The sequence below is a fragment of the Rhizobium sophoriradicis genome (genome assembly GCF_003939025.1).
GTDB lineage: Bacteria > Pseudomonadota > Alphaproteobacteria > Rhizobiales > Rhizobiaceae > Rhizobium > Rhizobium sophoriradicis.
The window spans coordinates 131,062-157,502 of the sequence record NZ_RQIH01000001.1; the positions used below are offsets into that span (position 1 = coordinate 131,062).

Annotated in this window: 32 protein-coding genes; 6 read left to right on the forward strand and 26 right to left on the reverse strand. The window is 61.1% G+C overall.

Annotated features, from left to right (window positions below):
• Nucleotides 1-2 precede the first annotated feature (2 nt).
• On the forward strand, nucleotides 3-980 hold the full coding sequence (locus EFR00_RS00655; RefSeq protein ID WP_040112616.1) for an ABC transporter ATP-binding protein: 978 nt from the start codon (nucleotides 3-5) through the stop codon (nucleotides 978-980).
• Between the two features lie 128 nt (nucleotides 981-1,108).
• The gene (locus EFR00_RS00660) at nucleotides 1,109-1,357 is read left to right on the forward strand and encodes a FitA-like ribbon-helix-helix domain-containing protein (protein ID WP_077994474.1); all 249 of its coding nucleotides are present in this window, start codon (nucleotides 1,109-1,111) and stop codon (nucleotides 1,355-1,357) included.
• Nucleotides 1,358-1,513: 156 nt separating this feature from the next.
• Here the strand turns inward: EFR00_RS00660 and EFR00_RS00665 are convergent, their stop codons facing one another.
• The 14 genes from EFR00_RS00665 to EFR00_RS00730 form a co-directional block, all read right to left on the reverse strand.
• A complete protein-coding gene (locus EFR00_RS00665; RefSeq protein WP_077994472.1) occupies nucleotides 1,514-1,792 on the reverse strand; it encodes a type II toxin-antitoxin system RelE/ParE family toxin in 279 nt (92 codons plus the stop codon).
• A 2-nt stretch (nucleotides 1,793-1,794) separates the two neighbouring features.
• Nucleotides 1,795-2,034, reverse strand: a complete 240-nt coding sequence (locus tag EFR00_RS00670) for a ribbon-helix-helix domain-containing protein (RefSeq protein WP_077994670.1) — start codon at nucleotides 2,032-2,034, stop codon at nucleotides 1,795-1,797.
• A 305-nt stretch (nucleotides 2,035-2,339) separates the two neighbouring features.
• Entirely contained in the window at nucleotides 2,340-3,794 is a 1,455-nt protein-coding gene (locus tag EFR00_RS00675) for an NAD-dependent succinate-semialdehyde dehydrogenase (protein ID WP_077994470.1), read from the reverse strand.
• 10 nt (nucleotides 3,795-3,804) lie between these two features.
• Nucleotides 3,805-4,884, reverse strand: coding sequence for an ABC transporter ATP-binding protein (locus EFR00_RS00680; protein ID WP_077994468.1), 1,080 nt, complete (start codon nucleotides 4,882-4,884; stop codon nucleotides 3,805-3,807).
• A complete protein-coding gene (locus EFR00_RS00685; RefSeq protein WP_077994467.1) occupies nucleotides 4,881-5,681 on the reverse strand; it encodes an ABC transporter permease in 801 nt (266 codons plus the stop codon). Before EFR00_RS00685 ends, EFR00_RS00680 begins: the two co-directional genes overlap by 4 nt.
• 2 nt (nucleotides 5,682-5,683) lie before the next feature.
• Nucleotides 5,684-6,556 (reverse strand): ABC transporter permease, encoded by an 873-nt coding sequence (locus EFR00_RS00690; protein ID WP_077994465.1) that lies wholly within the window; start codon nucleotides 6,554-6,556, stop codon nucleotides 5,684-5,686.
• 112 nt (nucleotides 6,557-6,668) lie between these two features.
• Nucleotides 6,669-7,679, reverse strand: a complete 1,011-nt coding sequence (locus EFR00_RS00695; protein WP_077994463.1) for an ABC transporter substrate-binding protein — start codon at nucleotides 7,677-7,679, stop codon at nucleotides 6,669-6,671.
• Nucleotides 7,680-7,706: 27 nt separating this feature from the next.
• Nucleotides 7,707-8,051 carry an NIPSNAP family protein gene (locus EFR00_RS00700; protein WP_077994461.1) on the reverse strand — a complete coding sequence of 115 codons (345 nt, stop codon included), beginning with the start codon at nucleotides 8,049-8,051 and terminating at the stop codon, nucleotides 7,707-7,709.
• Between the two features lie 4 nt (nucleotides 8,052-8,055).
• The gene (locus EFR00_RS00705; protein WP_077994451.1) at nucleotides 8,056-9,519 is read right to left on the reverse strand and encodes an aldehyde dehydrogenase; all 1,464 of its coding nucleotides are present in this window, start codon (nucleotides 9,517-9,519) and stop codon (nucleotides 8,056-8,058) included.
• A gap of 4 nt (nucleotides 9,520-9,523) precedes the next feature.
• Nucleotides 9,524-10,564: an LLM class flavin-dependent oxidoreductase gene (locus tag EFR00_RS00710; protein WP_077994449.1), complete on the reverse strand. Its 1,041-nt coding sequence runs from the start codon at nucleotides 10,562-10,564 to the stop codon at nucleotides 9,524-9,526.
• Nucleotides 10,561-11,496: a flavin reductase family protein gene (locus EFR00_RS00715; RefSeq protein WP_040112607.1), complete on the reverse strand. Its 936-nt coding sequence runs from the start codon at nucleotides 11,494-11,496 to the stop codon at nucleotides 10,561-10,563. Before EFR00_RS00715 ends, EFR00_RS00710 begins: the two co-directional genes overlap by 4 nt.
• Complete coding sequence (locus EFR00_RS00720; RefSeq protein WP_077994448.1) at nucleotides 11,493-12,338, reverse strand: alpha/beta fold hydrolase; 846 nt, start codon at nucleotides 12,336-12,338, stop codon at nucleotides 11,493-11,495. The genes EFR00_RS00715 and EFR00_RS00720 overlap by 4 nt, the downstream gene beginning before the upstream one ends.
• 16 nt (nucleotides 12,339-12,354) lie before the next feature.
• Nucleotides 12,355-12,957, reverse strand: coding sequence for an amino acid synthesis family protein (locus EFR00_RS00725; protein ID WP_077994446.1), 603 nt, complete (start codon nucleotides 12,955-12,957; stop codon nucleotides 12,355-12,357).
• Between the two features lie 852 nt (nucleotides 12,958-13,809).
• The gene (locus EFR00_RS00730) at nucleotides 13,810-14,430 is read right to left on the reverse strand and encodes a TetR/AcrR family transcriptional regulator (protein ID WP_040113123.1); all 621 of its coding nucleotides are present in this window, start codon (nucleotides 14,428-14,430) and stop codon (nucleotides 13,810-13,812) included.
• A 265-nt stretch (nucleotides 14,431-14,695) separates the two neighbouring features.
• Between EFR00_RS00730 and EFR00_RS00735 the strand changes: the two genes are divergently transcribed.
• Nucleotides 14,696-15,526, forward strand: coding sequence for an SDR family NAD(P)-dependent oxidoreductase (locus EFR00_RS00735; RefSeq protein WP_040112604.1), 831 nt, complete (start codon nucleotides 14,696-14,698; stop codon nucleotides 15,524-15,526).
• Nucleotides 15,527-15,629: 103 nt separating this feature from the next.
• On the opposite strand, the gene EFR00_RS00740 is transcribed toward EFR00_RS00735, so the two are convergent.
• Complete coding sequence (locus EFR00_RS00740; protein WP_077994444.1) at nucleotides 15,630-16,325, reverse strand: GntR family transcriptional regulator; 696 nt, start codon at nucleotides 16,323-16,325, stop codon at nucleotides 15,630-15,632.
• A 144-nt stretch (nucleotides 16,326-16,469) separates the two neighbouring features.
• Complete coding sequence (locus EFR00_RS00745; protein ID WP_077994442.1) at nucleotides 16,470-17,840, reverse strand: FAD/NAD(P)-binding protein; 1,371 nt, start codon at nucleotides 17,838-17,840, stop codon at nucleotides 16,470-16,472.
• A 201-nt stretch (nucleotides 17,841-18,041) separates the two neighbouring features.
• Between EFR00_RS00745 and tauA the strand changes: the two genes are divergently transcribed.
• Genes tauA through EFR00_RS00760 form a run of 3 tightly spaced genes read left to right on the forward strand, consistent with a single transcriptional unit; the run spans nucleotide 18,042 to nucleotide 20,752 of the window.
• Nucleotides 18,042-19,055, forward strand: coding sequence for a taurine ABC transporter substrate-binding protein (gene tauA, locus EFR00_RS00750; RefSeq protein WP_077994440.1), 1,014 nt, complete (start codon nucleotides 18,042-18,044; stop codon nucleotides 19,053-19,055).
• 57 nt (nucleotides 19,056-19,112) lie between these two features.
• Nucleotides 19,113-19,901: a taurine ABC transporter ATP-binding protein gene (locus EFR00_RS00755; protein WP_077994667.1), complete on the forward strand. Its 789-nt coding sequence runs from the start codon at nucleotides 19,113-19,115 to the stop codon at nucleotides 19,899-19,901.
• Nucleotides 19,898-20,752, forward strand: coding sequence for an ABC transporter permease subunit (locus tag EFR00_RS00760; protein WP_077994438.1), 855 nt, complete (start codon nucleotides 19,898-19,900; stop codon nucleotides 20,750-20,752). Before EFR00_RS00755 ends, EFR00_RS00760 begins: the two co-directional genes overlap by 4 nt.
• Nucleotides 20,753-20,811: 59 nt before the next feature.
• Here EFR00_RS00760 and EFR00_RS00765 read toward each other — a convergent pair whose 3' ends face one another.
• The 10 genes from EFR00_RS00765 to EFR00_RS00800 form a co-directional block, all read right to left on the reverse strand.
• Nucleotides 20,812-21,528: a gamma-glutamylcyclotransferase gene (locus tag EFR00_RS00765; protein ID WP_425376250.1), complete on the reverse strand. Its 717-nt coding sequence runs from the start codon at nucleotides 21,526-21,528 to the stop codon at nucleotides 20,812-20,814.
• A gap of 57 nt (nucleotides 21,529-21,585) precedes the next feature.
• Nucleotides 21,586-21,894: a hypothetical protein gene (locus tag EFR00_RS00770; RefSeq protein ID WP_040112598.1), complete on the reverse strand. Its 309-nt coding sequence runs from the start codon at nucleotides 21,892-21,894 to the stop codon at nucleotides 21,586-21,588.
• Nucleotides 21,895-21,905: 11 nt separating this feature from the next.
• Nucleotides 21,906-22,487 (reverse strand): RBBP9/YdeN family alpha/beta hydrolase, encoded by a 582-nt coding sequence (locus EFR00_RS00775; RefSeq protein WP_040112597.1) that lies wholly within the window; start codon nucleotides 22,485-22,487, stop codon nucleotides 21,906-21,908.
• Nucleotides 22,484-22,636, reverse strand: coding sequence for a hypothetical protein (locus EFR00_RS32875; RefSeq protein ID WP_010055201.1), 153 nt, complete (start codon nucleotides 22,634-22,636; stop codon nucleotides 22,484-22,486). Before EFR00_RS32875 ends, EFR00_RS00775 begins: the two co-directional genes overlap by 4 nt.
• A gap of 13 nt (nucleotides 22,637-22,649) precedes the next feature.
• On the reverse strand, nucleotides 22,650-22,814 hold the full coding sequence (locus EFR00_RS32880; RefSeq protein ID WP_010055200.1) for a hypothetical protein: 165 nt from the start codon (nucleotides 22,812-22,814) through the stop codon (nucleotides 22,650-22,652).
• Between the two features lie 12 nt (nucleotides 22,815-22,826).
• A complete protein-coding gene (locus EFR00_RS00780; protein ID WP_040112596.1) occupies nucleotides 22,827-23,015 on the reverse strand; it encodes a hypothetical protein in 189 nt (62 codons plus the stop codon).
• Between the two features lie 34 nt (nucleotides 23,016-23,049).
• On the reverse strand, nucleotides 23,050-23,610 hold the full coding sequence (gene msuE, locus EFR00_RS00785; protein ID WP_040112595.1) for an FMN reductase: 561 nt from the start codon (nucleotides 23,608-23,610) through the stop codon (nucleotides 23,050-23,052).
• Between the two features lie 108 nt (nucleotides 23,611-23,718).
• Complete coding sequence (locus tag EFR00_RS00790; RefSeq protein ID WP_040112594.1) at nucleotides 23,719-24,315, reverse strand: 2-hydroxychromene-2-carboxylate isomerase; 597 nt, start codon at nucleotides 24,313-24,315, stop codon at nucleotides 23,719-23,721.
• Between the two features lie 66 nt (nucleotides 24,316-24,381).
• Nucleotides 24,382-25,416: an LLM class flavin-dependent oxidoreductase gene (locus tag EFR00_RS00795; protein ID WP_077994434.1), complete on the reverse strand. Its 1,035-nt coding sequence runs from the start codon at nucleotides 25,414-25,416 to the stop codon at nucleotides 24,382-24,384.
• A 17-nt stretch (nucleotides 25,417-25,433) separates the two neighbouring features.
• Complete coding sequence (locus EFR00_RS00800) at nucleotides 25,434-26,354, reverse strand: ABC transporter substrate-binding protein (RefSeq protein WP_425376251.1); 921 nt, start codon at nucleotides 26,352-26,354, stop codon at nucleotides 25,434-25,436.
• Nucleotides 26,355-26,441: the final 87 nt, after the last annotated feature.

Here is a 26,441-nt window from a genome sequence, read left to right on the forward strand (position 1 = left end):
GAATGGCTGAGCTCACTCTCAAACAGGTTCGCAAGAGCTTCGGCGCCCTTGAGGTCATCAAGGGGGTCGATCTGGAGGTTGCCTCCGGCGAGTTCGTCGTTTTCGTCGGCCCGTCGGGATGCGGAAAGTCGACGCTGCTACGCATCATCGCCGGCCTGGAGGAGACGACGTCAGGCATGCTGACCATCGGCGGCAAGGACGTAACCCATGCCGAACCCTCCGAGCGCGGCATTGCCATGGTGTTCCAGAGCTATGCGCTCTACCCGCATATGACAGTCGCCGAGAATATCGGCTTCGGCCTTTCGCTCGCCCGCCGGTCGAAGGTGGAAATCGCCGCCAAAGTCGCGGCGACAGCGGAAACGCTGCAGCTCACGCATCTGCTGCAGAGAAAGCCGAAAGCGCTCTCCGGCGGCCAGCGGCAGCGCGTTGCCATCGGCCGGGCGATCATCCGCAATCCCAGGGTGTTCCTGTTCGACGAGCCGCTTTCCAATCTGGACGCGTCGCTCAGAGCCCAGATGCGCCTGGAGATCTCCGACCTCCACGCCCGGCTGAAATCGACGATGATCTATGTCACCCACGACCAGGTCGAAGCGATGACGATGGCCGACAAGATCGTCGTGCTGAACGGCGGAGCGGTCGAGCAGATCGGCAGCCCGATGGAGCTCTATCGCAATCCCGCCACCCCCTTCGTCGCCGGCTTCATCGGCAGCCCGAAGATGAACCTCTATGGTGGTGAGACGGCGCGGCGAATGAATTGCACGATCTACGGCATCCGTCCGGAACATATCCGCCTTTCGGCAGATGCCGGGCAATGGCAGGGCAGAGTCCGCCACATCGAAAGGCTCGGCGCCGATGCAATCCTCTATCTCGATGCCGCCGATCTCGGCGAAATGGTCGTGCGCACCAATGGCGAGACACCGTTTGCGCCTGGGATGACGGTCTGGGCAGATCCGATTGAGGGTGCAGAACACAGGTTCTGAAAATGGAGAAGCGAGCCATCGTCCCGCGCTGCCTTTTGGCGGCGCGCATGTTGCCCAGCGCTTTACGCCGGAATTATCTTGAATCACTGTAATCCAATTAATATGCAATCAGATCAATGGAGATGGATATGGCAAGCATGACCATCCATGGTCTGGACGATGGGCTGATACAGAGGTTGCGCATGCGCGCCGCAGCACACGGCCACTCCATGGAGGATGAAGCGAGGCATATTTTGCGCACCGCGCTTGCGTCCAGCGAGCCAGTGGCCCGCAATCTCGCAGATGCCATTCGCACCCGCTTGCTCTCGGTCGGCGTCGTCGAACTCGACATCCCGTCCCGAGAGCCAATCCGTGAGCTTCGGGACTTCACCCCGTGATCGTTCTCGATAGGAATGTTATTTCGGAGCTGCTCACCCCCGCTTCGAATGCGTCATCATCGACTGGCTCGCAACAGCATCCTTCTTTGAGGGTCGTGCCGACGCGATCTGGAGGCAGCAAATTTCCGATTCAGCGAGGACGGGGGCGCCTGCCATTCACGGCTGCTTGCGTGAGAGAGCCGCCAAGTCCTCTTTCAGCCGGAGAGACAGATTCATCCGTTCGTAAAGAATGCTGATGATGCCGAGATCACCATTCTCGAACTCCCGCCAGACGTTGTGGAAGTTGTCGCCAGTCGATCCCCTTAGGCGCTGCAAATAAGCATGCAACCCGAGAATGTAAGCGTCCGCCTGCTTTTGTCCCCATGCTTCGAAGGTATCGCGCCAAATCTTGTCTTGCGCGGCTTCGGCGCGCGGATAAAATCGATAAGCCCGCATGACTATCGGCGCTTGTTGCGGCGGATGACGTCTTCAGCCGAAACGGCGACAAACTCGCTGCCGTCGGCCCGCATCGCGGGCGCAAGCTCTTTCTGCAGCATATCCCACGCCTGCAAGTCGCGCCGGATCAGAGCACGAATGTATTCGCTGGCATTTTCATAGAGGCCATCGTCGCCGATCTGCTGCTGGATATGATCCTGCAACTGCCCACTGACGTTCACATGAATGCTACCCGAGGCCATCGGCAATGCCTTTTCGTTCCCCTCATGGCTAGCGTAGCAAATATTGTCAATATTCATCACATTCTGCCCTCGGACAACGGAGCTGCCAGAGGCCGGGTAACAGCGTTTCAGGCACCCCGTGAGGCCGGCGTCCAGAAGGTAATGCCGGGGAAATGACCAGAGTTCGACCGTCCGTCCGGGAGCGGCGGGGATGTCAGAAAGATAGCAATACTCACGAGAGGCATGCCGATCTTTCATTGCCCCTGCGCGAGCGCTACAGCCTCCCGTCTGAAAGACCGGCGGCGCTGGAACGCAAAGGTTGAAGGTCAGGCTATACCGCCCAAGCATACATATTTGAGCTCGGTATATTCGTCCAACCCGTGCCTGGATCCTTCGCGGCCGAGGCCGGACATCTTGACGCCGCCAAACGGCGCCTCCGCGGTGGAGACGAGACCGGTGTTGACCCCGACCATTCCATATTCAAGCGCTTCGGCCACGCGGAAGACCCGCGACAGATCGCGCGCATAAAAATAGGAAGCAAGGCCGAACTCGGTGTCATTTGCCTGCTCGATGACGTCCTGCTCGTCCCGGAACCGGAAAAGCGGTGCAAGGGGGCCAAAGGTTTCTTCACGCGCGACCTGCATACCGGCAGCAACGTCACGCAGAATGGTCGGCTCGAAGAAATGGCCGCCGAGCGCGTGGCGCTTGCCTCCCGTTACGATCCCGGCGCCCTTTGCCAGAGCGTCCTGAATATGGCTTTCGACCTTGGCTACCGCGTTGTCGTCAATAAGCGGGCCAAGCACGACGTCACGCTCCAGACCGTTGCCGACCTTCAACTTCGAAACCGCCTGGGCGAGCTTGCCTGCAAATGCCTCGTAGACGCCGTCCTGGACGTAAAGCCGGTTGGCGCAGACGCAGGTCTGACCGTTGTTGCGGAACTTGGCGATGATGGCGCCTTCGACCGCCGCGTCGAGATCGGCATCGTCGAACACGATAAACGGCGCATTGCCGCCGAGCTCGAGACCGAGCTTCTTGATCGTCGGCGCGCATTGCCGGTAAAGCAGCTCACCCGTCCGGGTGGAGCCGGTGAAGGTCAGGACCCGGACGTCGCGGCTGGCAGTCAGCGCCCCGCCGATTGCAGCTGCATCACCTGTGACAATGTTGAGGAGGCCTGGCGGCAGGCCGGCGCGCTCAGCGAGGACGGCGATCGCGATTGCGGAAAACGGCGTCTGCAGCGCCGGCTTGAGAACGACGGCACAGCCGGCAGCAAGCGCGGGGCCAATCTTGCGCGTGATCATCGCGTTCGGAAAATTCCAGGGCGTGATCGCCGCCACGACGCCGGCCGGCTGGCGCAGCACGAGGATACGTTTGTCCGGTTGATGTCCCGGTACGATCTCGCCGTTGATGCGTCTTGCCTCCTCGGCGAACCATTCGATGAAGCTCGCACCATAGGTGATTTCCCCCTTGGCTTCAGCAAGCGGTTTTCCCTGTTCCAGCGTCAGGATCATCGCCAGATCGTCGCGGTTTTCGATCATCAGGCGGTGCCATGTCTTGAGCACGGTTGCGCGCTCACCGGCGGTCTTCTTCGCCCAAAGCTTCTGGGCGACGACGGCGGCCCGGATGGCATCTTCCGTTTCCGCCGCGCTGAGGTCAGGGACCGCACCCAGCACTTCACCTGTCGCCGGATTGCGGACCATGGCCGATGCGCGACCTTCCGCTTCGATCCAGCGATCGGCGATGGGACATGCCTGACGGAACAGCGAGGGATCATTGAGTTTCATGGGACAACTTTCAACAGAATACGTGAGCGGCGCCGGGATCGAAATCGAGATGGACTATATCTCCACGATTGAGCCCGGCAATAGCCTCATGACCGAACGGCAAGCGAACCGAAAGCGCCTCGCCTGTCGCCGTCTCCGTGGAGACGTGGATGTTGTTGCCGAGAAAGGTAATGTCGCTGACAGTCGCGGCAAGACCTGCGCCCGCGGCTCTTGCTCGCGACAGCCGAATGCGCTCCGGCCTCAGCATCAGCGCCGCCCTTGCGCCGGAGGTCCCTTTTCCATGCACCGGAATCTGGTTGAAGATGGTTCCGCCTCCGAGCGCGATGGTGGCCTGTCCGCCGGAGGACGACACCAGGTCGCATGAAATGAAGTCGCTGTCGCCGACGAATTCGGCAACGAAACGCGTCTTGGGATTTGCGTAGAGCTCCGGGCCCGTACCGATCTGATCGATGACGCCCTTGGAAAAGACGGCAATGCGGTCGGAGAGCCGCAGCGCCTCCTCCTGGTCGTGCGTGACGTAAAGGATCGTCACTTCGGTCTGCTGATGGATGCGGCGGATCTCGTGCTGGATTTCCTCGCGCAGCTTCTTGTCGAGCGCCGACAGCGGTTCGTCCATCAAAAGCACCGGCGGATCATAGGCTAGGGCCCTGGCAAGAGCGACACGCTGCTGCTGGCCGCCGGACATCTGCGCCGGTTTGCGATCCTCGAAGCCTTCAAGCCGGACGAGGCGGAGCATCTCCTTCACCTTGCTGTCAATCTCGGCCTTCGATTTACGCCGCACTTTCAGCGGAAAGGCGATGTTTTCACCGACGGTCAGATGCGGAAAGAGGGTGTATCGCTGGAACACCATGCCGATGTTGCGCTTGTGCGACGGCGTGGCGAGCAGCGTCTTGCCCTCGAGCGTGATGTCGCCTTTCGTCGGGTTTTCAAAGCCGGCCAGGATGTAGAGCGTCGTGCTCTTGCCGGATCCGGAGGGGCCGAGGAAAGTCAGGAATTCACCGCGCCGGACATCGAGATTGACGTCGTGCACGGCGACGACAGGGCCGTATTCCTTGCGTATTCCGCGGATCTGAAGGAATGCATCGTTCATTGTTTCAGTACCTTACGCACGACGGCAACCAGCGCCATCAAGATGATCGTCAAAATGATGAGAAGGGTCGATGCGGCAGCGACAACAGGCGTCAGGTCTTGCCGCAGCGTCGCCCATACCTTTACCGGCAGCGTCTGCAGGGTCGGGCTGGACATGAAGATCGCCACCACGACCTCATCCCAGGATGTCAGGAACGAAAAGACGGCGGCCGAAAACAGCCCATGGCCGATCGCCGGAAGAGTGACCCTGATCTTCGCTTCTAAAGGCGAGGCGCCGCAGAGCACGGCCGCGTCCTCGATCGACTTGTCGAAGCCTTCCAGCGCGCTTGATATGGATAGGATCGAGAAGGGCAGCGCCAGCACGAGGTGCGAAATGACGAAGCCCGTCAGGGTGCCGCCAAGGCCGATCCGGAGGAAGAAGGCGTAGAGGGCAACGGCGAGAACGACGACCGGCAGGATCATCGGCGTCAGAAACAGCGCCTTCAGCGCATCGCGGAACATGAACGAACCGCGCACCAGCCCGAAGGACGTCACCAGCCCTAGCAGCACCGACAGAACAGTCACGATGACCGCGATCTTCAAGCTCGTCAAAGCCGATTCCAGCCAGCGCGGGTCGGCGAAGAGTTCATTGTACCATTGGAAGGTCCAGCCCGGCGGCGGAAAGATCAGCCATTGCGAGGAGCCGAAGGACAGGGCCGCGATGAAGACGATCGGCAGCAGCAGAAAGGCCGCGGTCAGAAGCGTGATCGCGAGCAGGACGTATTTCCACCAGCCGAGACGATCGAAATTGAGCAGCATAATCAACGTCCTCCCGGGTTCGGGTTGCCGAAGAAACGCAGCTGCACGGCATAAAGCGACAGCGTCACCACCAGGAGCACCAACGCCGCTGCACCGCCCATTCCCCAATTGACCAGCGACTGCACGAATTGCGCGATCAGCTCCGCGAGCATCATGTTGGCGGTACCGCCGAGAAGCGAGGGCGTGACGAAGTAGCCGAGCGACATGACGAAGACCATGAGTGCGCCGGCCGCCATGCCGGGCATGGCGAGCGGCAGGAGAACACGCGTCAGGCACTGCCAGCGGTTGGCGCCGCAAAGGGCTGCCGCCTGCAGCGTCGACGGGTCGATCTTCTTGATCACGCCGTAGAGCGGCAGGATGATGAAAGGCAGCATGATATAGGTCATGCCGATCGTCACGCCGGTCAGATTGTTGACGAGCGCCAGTGGCTGGTCGATCAGCCCCATGCCCATCAGCATCTTGTTGATGAGGCCGGTGCGTTGCAGAAGCACCATCCAGGCATAGGTGCGGGCCAAAAGGTTGGTCCACATCGAGAGCAGCAGGATCGCAAAGATCACCGTGCTCAGCCGACCGGGCATGATCGCCAGCGCCCAGGCGACGGGAAATCCGATCGCAAGCGAAATCACGGTGACGAGGCCTGAGACGATGAAGGTATTGGCGAAAATCTTGAGATAGGTGGCAGAGCCGATCAGCTGCGCGTAGTTTCCGAGCCCCGGCACGGGTTCCAGCACGCTGCGCAGCAAGAGTATCGCCACCGGCACGATAAAAAAGATGCCGACAAAGGCGAGAGCCGGAACGACCCCACCAAAACCTGTTGCCCTGCGTATCTTTGACAGAGGCTCAATTGCGCCGGAGGCTTCGCTATACGTCGACATGACAGTCCTTCCCACCCGTCAATTTCCGCAGCGGCGAGGTCCAATGGACGGGTACCGCCGCTGCAGGAGACACGGCGAATTTTCGCCGTGCCCGTTCATCTCCAGTTTCGGACTATTTCGCCTGCCAAGCGTACCACTTCTCGCCGATGGCATCGCGATTATCAGCCCAGTAGTTCATGTCGGCATTGACCTGGCTTGCGGTCTGCTGATCCGGCAGGGTCTTGGCGGTTTCCGGGTCCATCAGCTTGGCCGAGTCAAGATTGATCGGCGCGTACCCCGTAGCCTTTGCAAGGGCAGCCTGCGGTTCGGCCGAGGTTGCCAGCGCGATGAACTTCATCGCCGCCTCGGCATTCGGCGCGCCCTTCGGCACGACGAGCGCATCGGCAGCCGTGATGTTCTGCTCCCAGGAGGTTTCAACCTTGATGCCGGTCGCCGCAAGCGCCGTTATGCGGCCGTTCCAGACGCTGCCGAAGGGCGCTTCGGCGGAGGCCAGCAGCTGCTGCGACTGGGCGCCGCCCGACCACCAGATGATATCCGACTTGATCGTATCGAGCTTCTTGAAGGCGCGGTCGAGATCGAGCGGATAAAGCTTGTCGGCAGGCACGCCGTCGGCAAGCAGTGCGGCTTCGATCACGCCGGGAGCCGACCACTTGTAGAATGTGCGCTTGCCGGGAAACTTCGTCGTGTCGAACAGGTCGGCCCATGTCTTCGGGCAGGCTTTGACGGCATCGGCATTGCAGCCGATGACGAAGGAATAATAGAAGCTGCCGACCGAATAGTCGGTGACGAAGCGCGGATCGAGCTTGGATTTGTCGATGATGGAAAAGTCGAGTTTCTCGAGCTGGCCGTTCTTGCCGGCCTGGGCGGCATAGTCGCCTTCGACGTCGACGACATCCCAGTTGACTTCGCCGGCCTCGACCATGGCCTTGAGCTTGCCGTAGTCGGTCGGGCCGTCCTGGACGACGGTGATGCCGGTTTTCTCGGTGAACGGGCTTGCCCATGCCGCCTTCTGCGCATCCTGGGTCGTTCCGCCCCAGCTCGAGAAGACCATGCTGTCGGCGTGCGCCGGCGCGGAGACCGCCACGAATGCGGCAACCGCCGCGAAAGCAAATGTCGTTTTCATGTTCCCTTATCCCTGTTCTGGTTTGTCCTACGGGTTACGCCTTATGCCGTCAGCGCGCCTCGCTCGGGGAGAGAAGCTTGCCGGCTTCATAATCTTGTTTTCCGCCACCTCGATGAGGTCGCGGATCTTGGGCAGGAAGGCCTGCCACCGGGGATCGGCCAGAAGCCGCTGGCGTCTCGCCTCCCGGTCGTCCAGGCTCGTAAAGGCCCAGATGTGGACGATTTCGTTGATCGTGCCGATCTCCGAGAAGAAGTAGCCGACCAGCGCGCCGAGATGGCTCTTCTGGATTTCGATCCCTTCTTCCTCGACGACCTTGAGATATTGCGGGATTGTTCCGTTCTTCAGCCGATAGGTGCGGACCTCGTAAAACATCTCGTCACCTCATCACGAAAGGATCGGGGATCGGATCGTCCGAGGTCCGAAGCCAGATCGTCTTGGTGCGGGTATAATCGAGCGCCGCGGCCATGCCGCCTTCCCTGCCGTGGCCCGACAGGCCGAAGCCGCCGAAGGGCGCGATCGGCGAGACGGCGCGGTAAGTGTTGACCCAGACGATGCCGGCGCGGATGCCCTTCATCAGCCGGTGCGCCCGGGTGAGGTTCTGGGTGAAGATGCCGGAGGCCAGGCCGTAGCGGGTGTCGTTGGCAAGCCGCAGCGCCTCGGCTTCGGTCTCGAAGGAGACGACGGATAGGACCGGCCCGAAGAATTCCTCGATCAGCGACGGCGAAGCGACATCGTCGCAATCGAGGATCGTCGGCGGGAAATAATAGCCTTCGCCATCGATCTTGCGCCCGCCGGTGACCAGCCGGGCGCCGCTTGCGATCGATCTCTCGACGAGGGCGCCAATATTGTCCTGCTGGCGTTTGGTGGCAAGCGGCCCGACTTCAGTCGCCATGTCGAGCGGTGCGCCGATGCGGATCGCTTCCGCCTTCTGCCGCAGCAGCGCGACGAACCTTTCCTTGATGCTGCGCTCGACGATCAGGCGCGAGCCGGCAACGCAGCTCTGTCCGGTCGCCGCGAAGATGCCCGCGACCTGGGCGTTGGCGGCACTTTCGAGGTCGGCGTCGGCAAAGACGATGAAGGGCGACTTGCCGCCGAGTTCGAGCGAGGTGGAAGCGAGGTTTTCGGCCGAGTTGCGCACGACGTGCCGGGCGGTTTCGGGTCCGCCGGTAAAGGCGACATGCGCGACCTTCGGGTGGCGGCCGAGGGCCGCGCCGCAGGAGGCGCCGAAACCGGTGATGATGTTGACGACACCGGCGGGAAAGCCCGCCTCATGCACCAGGCGGGCGAATTCGAGCAAGGGCGCCGGCCCGTCTTCCGAGGCCTTGACCACCATCGTGCAGCCGGCTGCGAGCGCCGGGCCGATCTTGACAGCCGACAGGAAGAGCTGGCTGTTCCACGGCACGACCATGGCGACGACGCCGATCGGCTCGCGGCGAAGCCAGACATCCATGTCAGGCTTGTCGATCGGCAGGTAAGAGCCTTCGATCTTGTCTGATATCCCGGCATAATAGCGATAATATTCGGCGACATAGGCGATCTGCGCTGACGTTTCGCGGATGATCTTGCCGGTGTCGCGCGTCTCCAATTCAGCGAGGACCTGGGCGTTGGCGGCAACCAGGTCGGCGAGCTTGTAGAGCAGCTTGCTGCGTTGAGTGGCCGTCATCTTTGCCCAGGGGCCTTCGTAGAGCGCCCTTTCGGCAGCGTTGACAGCTCGATCGACATCATTCTCGCGCGCCTCGGGCATTTCCGCCCAGACCGTGCCGGAAGCCGGATCGATGCTCGGATAGGAAGCCTCGCCATCCGAGAATTCGCCGTCGATATAATGCTGGAAACGCCGCATGGTCCTACTCCTGAAATGCCGGCATGACTTCGGCGATGAAACGCTCGAGCGACGCCTTCTTGCGCTCGAAACTCATGCCGGTGTCGATCCAGAAGGAATATTCGTCATAGCCGAGGGCTTCATAGGCCTTGAGCCGGTCGATGACGGTCTGCACGTTACCAACGACGTTGTTGGTGCGCATGACCTCGTCCGAAAGCATCGCGTTTGCGCAGATCTGCTCCTCCGGGATCCGCTCGATCAGGCCTTGCCTGATCGGTTTCTCGTTCTTGAACCAGGTGAAGAAGTAGTTGTAGTAGACGCTGAGTTCATGGGCGGCCTGGGCGACGTCTTCTTCCGACGAGCCGACATAGGTGTGGCGCAGGAGCATGATCTTCGGCCGCTCGACATCGGGGTTCTTGGCGCAGGCATCGTTGAAGCGGTCCATCAGCGACTGGACCTCGTCATCACCCTGCCAGAGCGGCGTGACCTGAACGTTGCAGCCGTTGGCGACGGCAAATTCATGCGAGTTCGGATCGCGCGCGGCAACCCAGATCGGCGGGTTCGGCTGCTGCAGCGGCTTCGGCGCCGAGGTGGTCGCGGGGAATTTGAAGAACTCCCCATCATGGGCGTAGTCGCCGTTCCAGATTCCTTTGACCGCCGGGATGAGCTCGCGCATGCGCTGGCCGGCGCCCCAGGCATCGAGCCCGGGCAGCAGACGCTCATATTCGAAGGAGTAGGCGCCGCGGGCAATGCCGATATCGAGCCTTCCATCGCAGATGATGTCGGTCATCGCCGCTTCGCCGGCAAGCTTGATCGGATGCCAGAAGGGGGCGATCACCGTTCCCGTCCCGAGCCTTGCCCGCGACGTGCGGCGGGCGAGATCGGCAATGGTCACGAACGGATTGGGGGCAATGGTGAAATCCATGCCATGATGCTCGCCCGTCCAGATCGCATGCATGCCGCCCTTATCGGCGAGCTCGCAGAGCGCGACGAATTCCTCATAGAGGCTCTTGTGGCTCTGGCTGGCGTCGAGCCGTTCCATATGGACGAAGAGGGAGAATTTCATGCTTTTGCGCCCTTGGCTGGAATGGGATGAATTTTGCCGCCGGTCTCGTCGCCGAAATAGACACCGAAATTGCCGATCGAGCTTTCCATCGCGAAGCGGTTGACGATGTCGGCGGTCGAGCTGGTCTTGAACTTTGCTGCAGCCAAGGCGTCAGGTTTTACGAACCTGCCGCCGGCTGGCTCGCCGTCGCCGGCAACGGCGTGATAGACGATGTGCTGTTTGCCGTCGCTCTTGCCCTCATAGACCGAATAGAGAAAGCCGATGCTGACCTTCAGCCCGGTGAGCGTCTCCAGATATTCTTGCAAAGCATCGGTCGGGTTGCCGTCATGGGCGTCGACGCTTGGCAGGGAGAGTACATCGTCGCCCAGCAGCAGAACTTCTCCGCGGCGCTCGACGACGGCCGCAAGTTCGATATTGCCCTCAGCTGCCGCGGAAACCGCCTTGCTTGCGAGCGTCGGCGTGAAATAGCCGCCGCGCGCATAGCCGAGACCGTTGCGGCCGCTATTATCGAAAGCCTCGATGCGCCCCATCAGGATGACATGGTCGCCGGCCTCGATGACCTGTTCCATGGCGCATTCGAACCAGGCCGCGACGTTCGAGAATATCGGGCAGCCGGCCGATCCCTTGGCCCATTCGACCGCCGCGAACCTGTCTTCGACCGGCCGCGCAAAGGTGTTCGACACGTCCTTTTGCGTTTCCGAGAGCACATTGATGGCGAAATGCGGCGCGCCGGTCATGATGGCGAAATTGCGCGAGGTCTTGGCAAGGCAGACGAGCAGCAGCGGCGGATTGAGCGAGACCGAGGTGAAGGAGTTCGCGGTGAAACCGATCGGATTCCCCTCCCCGTCGCAGGCGGTGACGACGGTCACGCCGGTCGGAAAAGCTCCGAACGCATCGCGCAATGCTCTTGGATCGACAGTCTGGATTGTCATCGTTCATCCTCCCCGAACGACAGCCACTCGGCGAGCAGCGAATTGACGATATCAGGCGCGGTCAGGTTCACCATGTGACGATGGCCTTCGACGATGCGGACCCAGCCCTTGGGCGCAAGCGCCGCCATCTGCTCCGCCATCAGAGGCGTCGAGTTTGGATCGTCGGACCCCGTCAGGAACAAGGCCGGACCCGCCACGTCTTTCCAGCAATCGGCATAGGTCTCGTCTCCGCCGGCAAAAGCGGCGTAAGCGACCGCGTAGCCTTCCGGATCGACGAGGCTCAGCCATTTCCGCGTCAGTTCGCGGGCAACGACGCTGTCTGCATCATCGCCGAACCAGCGAGCCAGGGGACCTTCCTTGTCCACGCCCGTCACCGGGATGGCCGCGGCCCGTGCGAGCACGGCAGCCTTTGCTTGCTGGTCGCGCCTGTAGACGCCGTTGAGGTAAGCGACACGGCTGATCCGTTCGCCGAACGTCGCCGCCGCCCCTCCCGATACCAGCGCACCCATGGAATGGCCGGCAACATTCACCCTACCGATCGCCATTTCGTCGAGAAACCGCCCGAACCAGGCGACGAACTCCTCAAGACGGCTGCCCGCCGGCAGCTTTGCGCTCTCACCATGTCCCGGCATGTCGACGGCGATGACGCGATGGCCGGCCGACAAAAAGGCGATCTGCGGCGCCCAGGCCTCGAGCCGCATGCCGACACCATGAATGAGGACCAGCGGCTCACCGCTGCCGGCCTCGTGATAGGCCGTTCCGCTTACCGTCTTCTTTCGGGGCAAGTCACCGGCGCCGCCCTTTGCTGCAGCGGCGCCTGAGATCGATCCGGCTGTCAGCATCTCAGCGCCCACCCTTTCAAACGCCCGCAGGGTTGGCGACGTCCTGCCCGAGATCTTTCAGATCCTGGTAGCGGTCGCCGATGCGGTGATGAGGACGCCCGCCCACCGAAGCGCCAAGCGCCACGACGATCTCATCGGCGGCAGGTGCATCGGGGATCGAGGTCTGGATTGTGAGATAGTGCGAGCGGCGGCCTTCATCGTTCTTGTCCATCAGCGGGATCATGATCGGCGCATTGGCGCCGCCGCGGGTGTTGCAGAAGGCGAGATAGGATTTGGCGCCGACGGCGTGGCGATAAAAATTGCCGAAGCGCAGTGTGTGGATGAGCGCGGAGGCATGTTCGATCTCACCGTCCAGGCCGACCACGGCGGCCTTGCCGTAACCTTCAACCGCATCGCCGGACCCGACCGCATCGATGATCATCTTGGTCAGCAATTCGCCGAGAACCGGAGCACCCGCATGGATTTCGGGCTTGAGATCTTCGACAAAGCCGCGGCCCGCCCAAGGGTTCTTCACCACCGCGAAGGCAGTAATCAGCTTCAGCGGCACCGCTGCGGCCTTGCCGCCTTCGATCAGCGTCGTTTCGATCTGCAGTCCCGTCTTGCGAATTTGGATGGCCATGGAACACCTCATTTCTCTATTTTGTATTATGGTATACCATAATATCTCGGTGTCAAGTTTGTTTCTGCGTTGGCGCAGTTGAGTTCGATCCTCGAAAACTCCCAATTGGCAGGGCTCCTGAACGCTCGGAAGCGCGTTCATTTGTCGTGTCGCTTGGAGCCAGTCGGCAACCGCCTCCCCAGCAATGCGGCACCCGGTCCATATTCGCCTATATTACTGATTATGGCATACCATCACATCGAGCGAAGACGGATGTCAAGCTAGAGCGGGCGCTGGTCGTGGAACGGGCGAAAGTCGGGCTCAAGCGGCTCGTGCGACCCTTTAAGATGACACCGCCTGCGCCTTGGCCCCGCTGCAATAGGCCTGCCGGCGACGAGGGTCGTCAATCGTTACGAAGACCTCGGCGTGACCAGGCAAACGCTGTCTAGATTGGCCCAAAAACGCGAATTTCGAGCCTGTTAAAAAATGCTCGCCCGTCACTAGCGTGGAGTTTGAGTCATGCGGGACAGAGAACTTCGCGCCTTCTCCGGCCGCTCCCGACCCGGGGCGAACTGAAGTCGTCAGTGTCAACGGCAGGTTTGCGCCCTCTCGGGCCGTTATCTACGCTGCGGAAGTTCTTGAGCGCGCGATCTGCTCAGTCGCCGTAAGGTCGGCATTGAGGCAACGATCCAGCACATTGCCACAGCTTCCTCATTCAAATAGCGGCTTCTCGCGATGGCCATGCTCCGCCTACAAACTCGGCATGGATTACGAGAGATCGCGCCTAGCATCAACGCGTGCTCCGACGAAACGCCGCTTGTTCCTATGACGGCCGAAGGCGACATCGATTGGCCATTCGGCCCAGACTTCGTATCACGTAGCTAAGCGCTGCGGGGTTGCCAGCCCTTCCACCAGAGTGGCAAGGGCTGCCTCCAGCGGTGCAGATCCGACCTTTTCCGGCACCAGAAGTCCATCGATTGCGAGCATGGTGATGCCGTGAATGAGCGCCCATGCGGCCGCGGCCTGTCCCCTGACTGGCCGCTTGCGAATGCTCCCTGTAGCCTGACCGCGCCCGAGCATTTCAAGCACTACGTCGAATACCGCGAGTGCCCTTTCGTCGAGATGCATCCCTACGGCCTGTCCCTCCTCCGCGCTGAACATCAAACGATATAAGGCCGGGTTATCGGTTCCGAACGCGACATATGCACGAGATATCGGAGTAATTTCCTCGATCAGAGATGGTGGTGCTTCGGGTTTCGCCTGCGCCAGTGCCTCGCGCAGACGGTCAAAACCTATCAAGGCGAGTTCGACAAGCAGAGCAGTTTTATCCGAGAAGTGCTTGTAGGGCGCGGCGTGGCTGACGCCAGCCCGGCGAGCGACTTCGCGCAACGTAAACTGCCAGTTCTTGTCATCTCGGAGCATGTTCAGCGCAGTTTCAATAATCGTGCGGCGGAGATCACCGTGATGATAGGGGCGGTTTTGGACGTCTGTCATGGCGATAAAGTTTCTCGTGGATACATTGTTGACAGTGGCTACATTGCCGCCTATATAGACCTCAATGTTTCTTTTGTCTACATCGGAGTTTGTCATGAACGCTATAGCGAAAATTCCCGGCGAGCAGGCACGGTGGAAGATCGTGAAACACTCACCGGACGCATCTTGAGCGTCCTGCTCCGGTGAAGGATCGATTCTGCACGGGCGAAAAAGGCCGACATCTGTCAGCTCCGCCGAAACAGCCACGCAATTGAAAGGAAATCAGATGCAACACGTTGCCAACGCGGAAACGCAAACCTTCATAGGAAAATTGAACGGTGCCGCAGCGAAGCGGGCCCTGATCACCGGTGCCTCCAGTGGCATGGGTCTCGAATATGCGGAACTCTTGGCAGCGCAGAAGGTAAATCTCGTGCTCGCCGCCCGGCGGAGGGAGCCGATGGAGAAGCTCGCCATAGAGCTTCGACAGAAATATGGTGTCGAGATCGTTGTTGAACCGATCGATCTTGCAGTCCCTGGTGCTGCCGCTCGCTTGAAAAGCAGTCTGGACGATAAGTCGCTGCAGATCGATATTCTGGTGAACAATGCCGGGTATGGGTTGCATGGGGACTTTCTGGACACCCCGCTGGAGCGCACGACCGATATGATACAGCTCAACATCACGGCGGTAACGGAACTGAGCTTTATCTTCGGACAGGATATGGCAACCCGCGGGTCAGGACAGATACTTCTCATAGCGAGCATCCTGGCATTCCAACCCGTCCCTGGTTTTTCTGCCTATGCAGCAACGAAGTCTTACGTGCTGTCTTTTGGAGAAGCTTTGTACGACGAACTCAGCCCTCGAGGCGTGACCGTCACCTGCCTTTGCCCAGGACACACCGAAACCGGATTCGATTCAGCCGCCAGCGCCCCTGTCTCGCGCATGCTGCGTATTCTGACGATGAAGCCCCGTCCGGTCGCCGAAAGCGGTCTCCGCGCGCTGTCACAGGGCAAGGCCTCCGTAGTTGCCGGGTTCATGAACAAGATAATTATATTTTCAAATCGCCTGACCCCGCGTTCGATGCAGCGAGCCGTCATGAAAAGCGTTACGGGGGGATAGAGTTGCAGTCGACCGGCGACGGAAACGTCCGTTGCCGGCCGATCTAGCTTGCCGGCGGTCGCCCAGCGGTCGTTAGCGAATTGAATGAGACGCGTTTAAGGAATTATTCAGCAGGTTTCTGGGCGGACAGTACCGCTTCGGCAATTGCGCTGGCGGCTGCGACATGATCCATCGCCGCCTGCTGGGCTCCCTCACCGTCGCCGCGGCGGATAGCGTCGACGATCTTCGACATCTGTGCCGGCCCTTCGATGCCGCGCCGTTCCGTCTTGATCGTCATCGAGCGCAGATGGTTGATGCGTACGGTAAGCAGGTTGACGACACCCCAGGCGACATGCCGGTCGACCATGGTGAACAGCGTTTGATAGAAGGAAGAAGTATTGGTCAGCACGCCCGCCATATCGTTGTCGCGATAGCTGTTGCGGATTGCGCTCAGGGATTCCTCGAGCGCGGCGACGATCTCGGGGCTGCCGCGTTCTGCGCAGAGCCGCGCCGCCATGCCTTCGAGCGCACCGCGGATTTCATAGATCTGTTTGGCTTCCTCGATATCCAGCTGGGCGACGATCGGTCCCTTGTTCGGCAGATTGGCGACCAGCCCTTCCGATTCCAGATGTCTGAGAACCTCGCGCACGACCGTCCGGCTGACGCCGAGCTGGGCGCAGAGGTCGCGCTCAACAAGCCGGTCTCCCGGACGGAAATATCCGTTGACGATGGCCTCGCGGACCTTGTCGAGCGCCAGTTCTCGCAGGGTCTTCGCAGGACGCTCGACCCTGATTGCTGCGTCCTTCAGAGCACCGCTCATGCTGTACCTCAGTGTTGGATGACTTCGCCGGCTCAAGCTTTGCTGCGGCAGCCGAATTCAGGAATCGTATTATGGCCTACCAAATACTGTAGCTGTCGGAGGCCAGCAATTCAACAGCACCGTGCCGGTCCCAAGTTTGTCAGCCTAAGCGCCGGAGGCGGGCCTCGCTTTGACGATCTCTTCGGCTACAGCCTTCGCCTGCACCCGGATGTCCGGGACGGCGGTGATCTCCCAGAATTGTCCCGCCGTCAAGGCGCCGACGGCAAAGAGCCGCGCGGGCGAGATCCGGGACGGAGCCGTCACTTCTGAAGCCGCATCCACCTGGATGCCGAGGCCGAGAGGATCGGGGACGATCAGCTGAAAGCGGCTCATTTCCTTCAGAAGCGGCGAATGGCTGATCCCGGCGCGCTCCATTCCCGTGCAGTTGACCAGCCAGTCCGCCTTGATCTCGGCGATCTCACGCTTGGCCCTGACCCTGTAGCCGGCAATGAGCCTGCCTTCCCTGGCCTCGAGCGATTTCAGGAAGCCCGCGTGGAAGCGAACGATTCCGTCCGAGACCAATTTCTCAAAGCCGGCGAACACGTCGGGCGCGACCCGGTGCCGGTGGATATTCCACCAGGGAAGCGCATGCCTGAGGAATCGTGCCCGCTCCTCGTGCGAAAGCCGCTGCCAGAGAGCCTGCGTGACCGGCCTCAGGCCGTCCATCACGCTCCGCCAGTCGGCGACCTCCCTGCTCTTTTCCCGCAGGCTCTTCAACAGACCGCTGATCGTGCCGGGAAGCGTGTGAGCGTCGATCGGCAGGGGCGCCGGCGGCGTCCTTGCATGGCCGAGCGGTGCCAGGCCGCGCCGCGAAAGCACGTCGATCCTGCCTCTGTGGCCATGGGCGCGAAGTGCCAGAACCTGATCGATCATCGTCAGGCCGGAACCGAGAATACAGACCGCATCGGATGGTGCGACACGCCTCAGCCATGAAAGCCGCCACGGGTTCTCGACGATCCGCGATCGCAAAAATGGCGGGATGCCTGACGGATCGACCGGAAGGTTCGCGTTTCCGACGCCAAGACAGAGCACCACATTCTTTCCGGCAATCTCGTCGCCATTGCCGAGATGGAAGGCGAGCGTGCTGGTGTAGCGCTCCACGCATCCGGCCGCCTTGGCCCTGATGAAGTCGACCCGGCATCGGCCATCCCGCTTTCGAAGCAGCCGCGCAAGCGTATCCCTGACATAAAGGCCGTAATCGCTGCGCGAGGCGAAATCGCCGGCCTGCATAGGGCGTCCATGGGCTTTCAGCCAGTCAACGAAATCATCAGGGTGATGGGGCAGCAGGCTCATGCGGCCGGCGGGAACGTTGAGGCGATGGAGGTAGAGCTCTGTCCTATATGCCGTCCCGCGTCCGAATCCGGCATCGTCGCCGACGACCGCAATCTTCGCTGAAGCGGGAAGCAGCTCGACGAGATTGCAGGTCACAGCGATCGCTGAAAAGCCGGAACCGACGACGATCACATCGTATGTCAACGCATTCTCCCTGAGGCTCGGTAACGCCGCTTCTTGTCACTCGCCGCCACGGAGATGGCACAAGCGGCAGAATCACGGAAACAAATATCTCCATAGTCTATAAATATAGTTTGTTATTCCTCCCGCCAGCCCCTTCTCGGCGATTACCCTTTTGCAGGTGAGATCAAGGGGCCGGGTGGCCCTCGAACAAAGGGGCTCAAGATGAATTTCAGAAATTTGCTTGCCGCAATCGCCGTCGGCGTCGGCACTCTCGCAACGGCGATCGCCGCTGAGGCGGCGGACAAGAAGGTCGTCGTCGGCTATCAAACCGACGCCCTGCCGTCTTCGGTGGCGATCGCCAACGGCGAATTCGCCAGGGATACCGGATACGACATCGATTTCCGCAGGTTCAATTCAGGCGCCGAAATCTTTGCCGCCATCGCCTCCGGCGACGTCCAGGTCGGCTATGTCGGCTCCAGCCCGTTTGCGGCTGCGGTATCGCGCGGGCTCGAGGTCAAGGCCTTCTACCTCGCCTCCATCTCGGGCATCGACGAGGCTCTCGTCGTCCGCAACGGCTCGGGCATCGAAAGCCTGAACGATCTGAAAGGCAAGAAGCTTGCCGCCGCGCCCGTCTCCACGGACCACTATCAGCTTCTGGCGCTGATCAAATCGCTTGGCCTGACCGAGAAGGACGTCCAGGTCTTCGCAATCCCCCAGCCTGAGATCGTGGCGAGCTATAACCGCGGCGATATTGACGGCGGTTTCGTCTGGGATCCGGCGCTGACCGAACTCAAGAAGAACGGCAAGGTTCTGGTGACCTCCAAGGATGTGGCGGACAAGGGTGCGCCGACATTCTCCGCCTGGGTCGCCACCTCGAAGTTCGCGACCGAGAACCCGGAATTCCTGAAGGGCTTCGCCTCGGTCGTCACCAAATACTATGCGTCCTTCGCCTCGGACAAGGCCGCCTGGGGGCCTGACAGCGACAATGCCAAGTCGCTTGCCAAGCTGCTCGGCGGCACCGCCGAGCAGCAGGCCTCGGCGCTGAAAAACCTGACGCTGCTTACCCCCGAAGTGCAGGCATCGGACGCCTGGCTCGGCGGCGGCGAAAAGGCCGGCGCCGGCAAGATCCTCAAGGACACGGCATCGTTCCTGAAGGAACAGGGCAAGGTGTCCGACGTGCTGGCAAATTACGGCGCCTTCGTCACCGCAGACGCGCTTACCAGCGTCAGCAACTGATCCTCCCCGATGCCGGCGCTACACTTTCGCGCCGGCATCGAACCTGCGAGCGGCACTATGCTTAAAGTCGATCATGCCAGCGTTTTCTTTGCAGCCCGCGACGGGCGGACCGTCCACGCGCTCGATCGCGTTTCCTTCGATATCCCCGAGCGGGGTTTCGTCGTCGCGCTCGGCGCCTCGGGATGCGGCAAATCAACCCTTCTCAATGCGATTGCCGGTTTTCTTCCGTTGTCGGATGGCCGGATCACGCTCGATGGCCGCGCCGTCGAACGGCCGGGTGCTGATCGCGGCGTCGTCTTTCAGAAAGATTCGCTGCTACCCTGGAAATCGGTGACTGACAATGTCGCGCTCGGCCTGAAATTTGCCGGCGTCAACCGCAAGGAGCGGCAATCGCGCGCGCTCGAGCTGCTGCGGCTCGTCGGTCTCGACGAATTCGCCAATGCGTTTCCCTATGAGCTGTCGGGCGGCATGCGCCAGCGGGTCGGTATCGCCCGGGCGCTTGCGACCAATCCGGCTATTCTGCTGATGGACGAGCCTTTCGGCGCGCTCGACAGCCTGACCCGCGAACAGATGCAGGAACTGCTGGTTTCCGTCTGGAACAAGACGGCGAAGAAGGTTTTCTTCATCACCCATTCGATCGAAGAGGCGCTGTTTCTCGGCACGCAGGTGCTCGTCATGTCGCCTCGGCCGGGGCGCGTCGTTGCCCGCTTCGATCTCGATTTTATCAGACGCTTCGCCGAAACCGGCGACGCACGATCGATCAAGGCCTCGCCGCAATTTGCCGAGCTGCGTGAGGAGATCCGCGCCATTCTCCACAGCAGCGAAGATTTGAGGAGCGCCGCATGAGCGATGTAATGCAGTCCTCGCCGGCTGCGGCGCAGAGAGAGAACCGCCAGGTCAAGCTGGTGAAGATGGCCGGCTTCGGCGCCGGCGAGAGATCAACGGTGGCCATCAGTGTTGCCACTGCCCTGGCAATTCTGCTGCTGTGGTGGCTCGTCGCGGCCCTTGGCATAGTCCCTCACCTTTTCCTGCCGCGGCCCGATGAGGTGCTGACGCAGATCGGCGTCATCTATCGCGATGGTTACGCCGGTGCGTCGCTTTCTGAACACGTCGCTGCAAGTCTGTTCCGCATCGTCGTCGCAGCGCTGATCGCCATCTCTGCCGGCATTCCGCTCGGATTGCTCATGGGCCTGAACCGCTGGGCCAAAGGGGTGCTCGATGCGCCGATCGAGTTCTACTGGCCGCTTCCGCCGCTCTCCTACCTGCCGCTGATGATCATCTGGCTCGGGATCGGCGAAACCTCGAAGATCACGCTGCTGGTGCTGGCGATGTTTGCGCCGATCTGCCTTTCGGCCCAGGCCGGCGTTCGTTCGCTGCCGATCGAGCGCGTCAATGCCGCCCGTTCGCTGGGTGCCAACCGGCTACAGCTCTTCATCGACATCGTCCTGCCGTCGGCCCTGCCCGAAATCCTCACCGGCATCCGCATTGCCCTCGGCGTCGGCTGGAGCACGCTAGTTGCGGCCGAATTGATCGCCTCTACGCGCGGGATCGGTTTCATGATCATGTCGGCGTCGCAGTTCCTGGCAACCGACGTTGTCTTTGTCGGCATCGCCATCATCGCGGTCTGCGCCTTCACCTTCTCGGCCGCCATCCGTTTCCTGGAGACCTACCTTGTACCCTGGAAAGGCAAGCTCTGAGGGAATGCAAGCAATTCCAAACGTCAAAGCGCCGCGGGTCAGAAGAGACGCAACGGCGCTTAACGGCTTTGCGTGATGTCGTTAAGGCCATGGATCGACAGGAGTTCGGCTGCGACGAGCTTCTGGAGGCGCCATAAATTGCGATCACGAATGCCGCGTTCTTCCAGATGCTTCACCGTCAGATAGAGATATTCGGCGCAGGAGCCCACGTGTCCGCAGGCCCTGGCAAGCACGCGCGCCACCGTCTCCAAGGGCAATTTCCGCGAAACGCGCTCCCCCTTCGGGCCGGCCCAGAAAACCAGCGCGCGCACGAAGCCATGTGCGGTCTCGACAAGAATCCAGCGAACCGTCGCCGCATCTTCGATCGTGCCGACCTCACGGCGGATCAAGCGTCGAATCTGGCCAAGGCGATCATCATCGGCAAGTCTGAACAGAATGCCGTTGCATCGTCCGCCCCGATCAAGAGCCATCATGAGGCCAGGCTGAGCCTGGGTTCCCCGCCAACGTGTCATCTTCAGGCAAAAAGACCGATGCCAACCCCTGGCTGCGCCGCGCTGCCACTCGACCGCATCGAAATCCGGCTTCCATATCAATGATCCATAGGCGAAAACCCAGAGCGGCGCGCCGGCGGATTCCTGCAGCAGCCGCCTGGCGAACGTCTCCACCTCCATCTCGGTCAGCGGTGTCCGGTGCGGCTCGGGACCGGGATCAAGCTCGGGGCGAAGGCTGAGCGACACGAGCTCGTTCGTGAGAGCCATGCCGGTTGCGCCGAACATCCGGACCTCGCTTCGCCGCATCAAAGCCTGCCTATGCTCGGTGAAATCCCTCACCTTTCAATGCACCGTAAATCTGGCCGCATCGGCCTGGCGCCGCTGCAGGCTGCGGATCAACATCGCGGCCTCCCTGACGATTGCCGCAAATGTCGTATCGTCAGCCTCGGCGATCCTGCCAGTCATGTCGTGGATGATCGTCGTCAAATGAATGATCGAATGGCGATGTTGCGCCTCGTCAGGCCCAATTTCAGCATCGGCCATGGCAAGCAGCGTCTGCACCAGGCGCTCCATGGTTTGCCGGCGCCTGCTCCTCGGGTCGGCATTCGGATCTTCGCTGAGGCGCAGGAGATCGTCGATGATATCGGACATTCCGCTTCCATTCACATCGCAAAAGCCGGCCGCGCGAAAACGTTGCGCCTTCGATCGCCAGCGCGCATCTTCAAGGCATCCAGCAGCCGGTAACCGGTTCGCCAGCGGCCAAAACCGCTGGCGATATTGATGTGGCCGGCAAGGCCGATATTCCTGGTCTCGGCTTTCCACAGGCGGCCAAACAAGGTCAGCCGATCGACTGTCATGTAGGCGTCGTTCATGCTGCCGACGACGATGCTCGGAAATGGCAGAGGCGCCGTCGGCATGCCGCCGAAGGCGATATGCCCGGGATGCAGATTTTCCGTGGCCGGGAGATCGCAGGGCGCAACGAGCAATGCTCCCTTCACGCGGCGGGCAGCGCTTCGTCCGGCCAGCCTGGCGGCGAGCAGGCACCCGAGACTATGGGCAACCAGATAGGCTTCGCCAGCCTCTTCAAGCGCTTCTTCCAATCGCGGCAGCCAGCTGTCGAGGGTGGGATGATCCCAATCCTCCTGAGCGACAAAATGGCTGCCCGGCTGATCCTGCAGCCAGTGCTGTTGCCAATGCCCCTCTCCCGAGCCGAACAATCCGGGAAGAATGAGGACTTCGCTCATTGGATCAGCCCGATTACCAGCGCGAAGAGGAAGGTGAAGGAACCGACGATCGTGCATATTCCGGCCGCATGCCTGAGCTGCGATATGAGGTTTCCTGTTGCTCTTCTGGTGTCGTGCCGACTGACGCCGGTCTCAACAGCAATCGCCATCCCGCCACCCTCCTCAATACCAAAGTCCAGGCATCGAGCCCCAATAGTGAAGCTCGTATTCGCGCGCCGACCGGTCCTGCTGCTCGTCGCGGGTGACCATTGCGTCGGCAGGCTTTCGCAGCTGGCGCTGGAAGCGGGCGATCGCAGCCTTCAGCCAGAGATGGAAATCAAGCTTCATGCGAACCTCCTGTCAGGAACTGGTAGGTTGGACAATCAACGAATGACGTTGCGCATTGGCGAGAAGATCGCGCAGCGATGCAGTCGGCCCGTAGAGCATAAGCAGGCGGTTCTCCTCGCGCTTGGCCAGCCGATATCGGCGGGCAAAGTCAAAGACACTCCAGATTTGCTCGCTTGATCCCGGCGGGCCTGCATCATCCATCGCTGCCTCCTGAGAACGAATTTCGTGACGCGCCTTATTCGGCCGCCGCAACTGCCGGTCTTGTCTCTGGAAAGAAGGCCGACAATTCGCCGACCACTTCGCCGATGCGGTTCGAAAGCGCATCGGATGAAACCGCGTAATCCGCAAAATCACGGTCGGACGCATAGACGGCAGTCGGCAGCGTATGGGCCATGAAGAAACCGAACAGCGGCCGAAGCTGATGCTCGACCATCAAGGCATGCCGGTCGCCGCCGCCGGTTGCCGTAATGATGATCGGCTTCGCGCGAAGCTCCTGTGGATCGATGAGATCGATGAGGTGTTTGAAAAGGCCGGGGTAGGAGCCCTTGTAAGTCGGCGAACCAATAATCAACACGTCGGCCCTTACGATCTCGTCGACGACTCGCCTGGCCTGCTCGTCGAGGTCCTTGCGCCACAAGGCGCCGCCCAGCGACGGACCGACATCGTGCAGATCATAGGTTTTGCTCGAAAAGCCGTATCTGATGCTGGCGCGTTCGGCGACATGCCGGACGAGCGCCAATGTCTTCGATGGGCGGTTGAAGCTGCCGGCAATGCCGACGAGTTTGAAACCTGACATGGTTTTTCCTCTCTGTGGTTGCTTCAAATATTGTCTATAAAATTACTCGATTAAAGGAATGTGCATCTCTCCTTCGGGGTCCGATTGAAAAAAGATTCGCCTTTAAGTCTACGGTCTGTCGCCTCGCAGATGACGCTCGAGGAAGGGCAGGTTGTCCTGGCCCCAATAGAGCTCCCCGTCATAGATATAACTGGGAAAACCGAAGACGCCGCTGTCGCGCGCATGCACCCGGTCTGCCGACCACTTGTTCTGAACGTCGTCGTGGGCTTGGCGCCTGAGAAGCGCTGCGCCGTCGAAACCTGCTGATGTAACGATCGCCTCGCGTATATCAGCCTTGCCGATATCCCTGGCCTCGCTCCAAAAAGCATGCTGCAGGGCGCGGGCAATGCCAATCCAATCCTGCCCGTCGAGATAGGCGGCGATCACGAAGAGGGAGGCCGGCGTCGGATCGCTGAGCTCCGGCCGATGTTCGAGCAGCAGTTCCTTGCCACGCACGCGCGCCCAGCGTTTGAGGTCCCGCGTCCAATAGGCGCGGCGGATCTCCGGCCGGTTGCGCGAGAAGATGCCACCATTCTCCTCGACCACCGTCGTCAGATAAGGCGTGACGACGACGTCATTCTTCGCTGCCAGTTCGGTAAAGGCATCGAAGCCGATGTGGGACCAGGGCGAGCCGATCGAAAAGAAATATTCCACCGATTTGGTCACTGACGAATGCTCCTGCTAGGATGATTGTTTGATGGCGAATGGGTGACGTCGTCTGCCGACGGCCCCTCAGGAAGCGGCCCGAATTTCCGGCTGCGCTTTCCATCCGAGCTCCGGGGCGATTCTTGTGACGAAGTCGTGGAGGATCTGGCGGTATTCCTCGTGCTCGAACTCGTAAGGGAGCTCCAGCCGCAACTCGCTGACCTCGGGCAGGATCGGATCGGCGAAAAGCCGCTCCAAGATTTCTTCCGATGTGCCGACGATATCGCGGGCGAACAAGGTACGCCGCTCGCCCTGCGGCGAAAGCGTTCGCTGATGGCGGCCGTCGGCATAATCGCGGTAGCGGCGCCGCGTTGCCGCATCGGCGCTGTCGAAAGGCACGATGACGCGGCCGAGCGCGACGCGGCGCGGCGTTCCAGAGTCGCGATAGGTTTTAATCAGCCTGGATTGGGCAACGAAGAAATCGTCGGTCCCCTCCCCCGTTATCACATTCCCGGTCAACAGGTTGAAGCCGTTGCGGCCGGCCCAGCCGGCCGAACGCTGCGACCCGCCGCCATACCAGATTCGGTCAATCAGTCCTTTGGCATAGGGCTGCAGGCGCGGCCGCTGCGGGCCAAGGGGCGTCTTGATAAGGGTCTCGTCGTCGCCGAGATAGGTGCCGCGCAGATTGTCGGCAAAACGCAGCACGCGGTCATGCGAGAAATCGTAGCTCGTCCAGTCACCGTCGAAGGCGAGCGGGCCGATCAGCTCGGCATGCAGCGGCCGGCCGGCGCTGACGCCGATATTCAGCCGTCCGCGTGAGAGGACATCAACCGTGGCAAGGTCCTCGGCCAACCGGTAGGGGCTCTCATAGCCGATCGGAATGACCGCCGTTCCGAGCTCGATCCGGCTGGTGCGCTGGGTGGCCGCCGCAAGAAAGGCGCTGGCGGAGGAGATCCCCGGCTCCAGGTGCCGCTGGCGGACCCAGGCGCTGTCGAAGCCGAGTTTCTCGCCATAATGCAGTTCCTGGAGCGCCTGCTCCAGTCCCGACAAGGGATCATCGCCGGAATAGTTGCCGGGGGTGAGGAAGCCGATATGGCTGATCGATATATCGCCGCCGCTCATGTCATGTCTTCCGCTGATCAATATTTCGGCAGGCCGGGCGGATTGGTCTCGGATGCCGGCAAGGCTTCTTCGGAAAGATGCCAATGGTCGAGAATTCTTGCATAGGTGCCGTCCTTAATGAGGCCATTGGTGGCGATGGTCAGCGCATCGGCGAGCCCGCTTCCCTTGCGGGTGGCGATGGCGACATCCGATCGATCCGGCCAGCCGGCGCTCAGCGTGCCCACCCGCTTGATGTTCTTGTCGCGCGCCGCGATGAAAACGAGTTGGGCATGCGGCTGGACGATGACATCGGCGCGACCCGAACGCAGCGCAAGAAGGCTCGCCGCCTCGTCGTCGTAATATTGCAGTTCGATTGGCTTCAGGCCTGCGGCGACGTCCTCTTCGCTCCACTTAACCAGGATACGCTCCTGGTTGGTGCCGGCGCCGACGATGATCCTCAGACCCGCCGCATCCTTCGGTTCCTTGATCGAGGTGATGGGATTGTCAGATTTCACGAAGAAACCATGCAGGCCCTGGCGGTAGGTGGAGAAATCGAACTTCTCCTTGCGCTGCTCGGTTACGCCGACATTGGAGATGACGGCATCATATTTGCCCGATGTAAGGCCGAGCGGCCAGTCGATCCAGGCGACCGGGACGATCTCCAGCGTCAGGCCGAGGCTGTCGGCGATGGCATAGGCGTAATCGGGATCGGCGCCGACCACGGTTTTGGCGTCGGTGGCATAGGTCGCAAGCGGCGGGCCGCCGGGGCTGACGGCGATGGTGAACTTGCCTGGTGTGACAAACTTGAATTCCCTAGGGATCGCAGCGATCGCCGCATCGTTCCTGGCTGCAGGAAGCCTGCCCGGCTGTTGCGGGCTCAGGTCAAAATCATCGGCCGCATGGGCGGCACTGAGGCCAGTCAAGGCTGACGTCAGCGCCGCGAAGAAAAAGCTGCGGATATCAAGAAAATTCGCCACGTTCGATATGTCTCCGTTTGCAGTGGAAGGCAGGGACGGACCAGCTCAAACGGCCGTCCGTCCCGTAAA

What these genes read in the sequence shown, in the direction of transcription:
- EFR00_RS00670 (WP_077994670.1), bottom strand. Translation starts at nt 2,034, where the DNA reads ATGGCCTCGGGTAGCATTCATGTGAACGTCAGTGGGCAGTTGCAGGAT.
- EFR00_RS00700 (WP_077994461.1), bottom strand. Translation starts at nt 8,051, where the DNA reads ATGTTTTACGAGGTCCGCACCTATCGGCTGAAGAACGGAACAATCCCG.
- EFR00_RS32880 (WP_010055200.1), bottom strand. Translation starts at nt 22,814, where the DNA reads ATGAAGCTTGATTTCCATCTCTGGCTGAAGGCTGCGATCGCCCGCTTC.
- EFR00_RS00720 (WP_077994448.1), bottom strand. Translation starts at nt 12,338, where the DNA reads ATGCTGACAGCCGGATCGATCTCAGGCGCCGCTGCAGCAAAGGGCGGC.
- EFR00_RS00680 (WP_077994468.1), bottom strand. Translation starts at nt 4,884, where the DNA reads ATGAACGATGCATTCCTTCAGATCCGCGGAATACGCAAGGAATACGGC.
- EFR00_RS00735 (WP_040112604.1), top strand. Translation starts at nt 14,696, where the DNA reads ATGCAACACGTTGCCAACGCGGAAACGCAAACCTTCATAGGAAAATTG.
- EFR00_RS32875 (WP_010055201.1), bottom strand. Translation starts at nt 22,636, where the DNA reads ATGGCGATTGCTGTTGAGACCGGCGTCAGTCGGCACGACACCAGAAGA.
- EFR00_RS00765 (WP_425376250.1), bottom strand. Translation starts at nt 21,528, where the DNA reads ATGTTCGGCGCAACCGGCATGGCTCTCACGAACGAGCTCGTGTCGCTC.
- msuE (WP_040112595.1), bottom strand. Translation starts at nt 23,610, where the DNA reads ATGTCAGGTTTCAAACTCGTCGGCATTGCCGGCAGCTTCAACCGCCCA.
- EFR00_RS00780 (WP_040112596.1), bottom strand. Translation starts at nt 23,015, where the DNA reads ATGGATGATGCAGGCCCGCCGGGATCAAGCGAGCAAATCTGGAGTGTC.
- EFR00_RS00775 (WP_040112597.1), bottom strand. Translation starts at nt 22,487, where the DNA reads ATGAGCGAAGTCCTCATTCTTCCCGGATTGTTCGGCTCGGGAGAGGGG.
- EFR00_RS00660 (WP_077994474.1), top strand. Translation starts at nt 1,109, where the DNA reads ATGGCAAGCATGACCATCCATGGTCTGGACGATGGGCTGATACAGAGG.
- EFR00_RS00740 (WP_077994444.1), bottom strand. Translation starts at nt 16,325, where the DNA reads ATGAGCGGTGCTCTGAAGGACGCAGCAATCAGGGTCGAGCGTCCTGCG.
- EFR00_RS00715 (WP_040112607.1), bottom strand. Translation starts at nt 11,496, where the DNA reads ATGACAATCCAGACTGTCGATCCAAGAGCATTGCGCGATGCGTTCGGA.
- EFR00_RS00755 (WP_077994667.1), top strand. Translation starts at nt 19,113, where the DNA reads ATGCTTAAAGTCGATCATGCCAGCGTTTTCTTTGCAGCCCGCGACGGG.
- EFR00_RS00795 (WP_077994434.1), bottom strand. Translation starts at nt 25,416, where the DNA reads ATGAGCGGCGGCGATATATCGATCAGCCATATCGGCTTCCTCACCCCC.
- tauA (WP_077994440.1), top strand. Translation starts at nt 18,042, where the DNA reads ATGAATTTCAGAAATTTGCTTGCCGCAATCGCCGTCGGCGTCGGCACT.
- EFR00_RS00770 (WP_040112598.1), bottom strand. Translation starts at nt 21,894, where the DNA reads ATGTCCGATATCATCGACGATCTCCTGCGCCTCAGCGAAGATCCGAAT.
- EFR00_RS00710 (WP_077994449.1), bottom strand. Translation starts at nt 10,564, where the DNA reads ATGAAATTCTCCCTCTTCGTCCATATGGAACGGCTCGACGCCAGCCAG.
- EFR00_RS00725 (WP_077994446.1), bottom strand. Translation starts at nt 12,957, where the DNA reads ATGGCCATCCAAATTCGCAAGACGGGACTGCAGATCGAAACGACGCTG.
- EFR00_RS00730 (WP_040113123.1), bottom strand. Translation starts at nt 14,430, where the DNA reads ATGACAGACGTCCAAAACCGCCCCTATCATCACGGTGATCTCCGCCGC.
- EFR00_RS00705 (WP_077994451.1), bottom strand. Translation starts at nt 9,519, where the DNA reads ATGCGGCGTTTCCAGCATTATATCGACGGCGAATTCTCGGATGGCGAG.
- EFR00_RS00695 (WP_077994463.1), bottom strand. Translation starts at nt 7,679, where the DNA reads ATGAAAACGACATTTGCTTTCGCGGCGGTTGCCGCATTCGTGGCGGTC.
- EFR00_RS00655 (WP_040112616.1), top strand. Translation starts at nt 3, where the DNA reads ATGGCTGAGCTCACTCTCAAACAGGTTCGCAAGAGCTTCGGCGCCCTT.
- EFR00_RS00690 (WP_077994465.1), bottom strand. Translation starts at nt 6,556, where the DNA reads ATGTCGACGTATAGCGAAGCCTCCGGCGCAATTGAGCCTCTGTCAAAG.
- EFR00_RS00685 (WP_077994467.1), bottom strand. Translation starts at nt 5,681, where the DNA reads ATGCTGCTCAATTTCGATCGTCTCGGCTGGTGGAAATACGTCCTGCTC.
- EFR00_RS00665 (WP_077994472.1), bottom strand. Translation starts at nt 1,792, where the DNA reads ATGCGGGCTTATCGATTTTATCCGCGCGCCGAAGCCGCGCAAGACAAG.
- EFR00_RS00675 (WP_077994470.1), bottom strand. Translation starts at nt 3,794, where the DNA reads ATGAAACTCAATGATCCCTCGCTGTTCCGTCAGGCATGTCCCATCGCC.
- EFR00_RS00760 (WP_077994438.1), top strand. Translation starts at nt 19,898, where the DNA reads ATGAGCGATGTAATGCAGTCCTCGCCGGCTGCGGCGCAGAGAGAGAAC.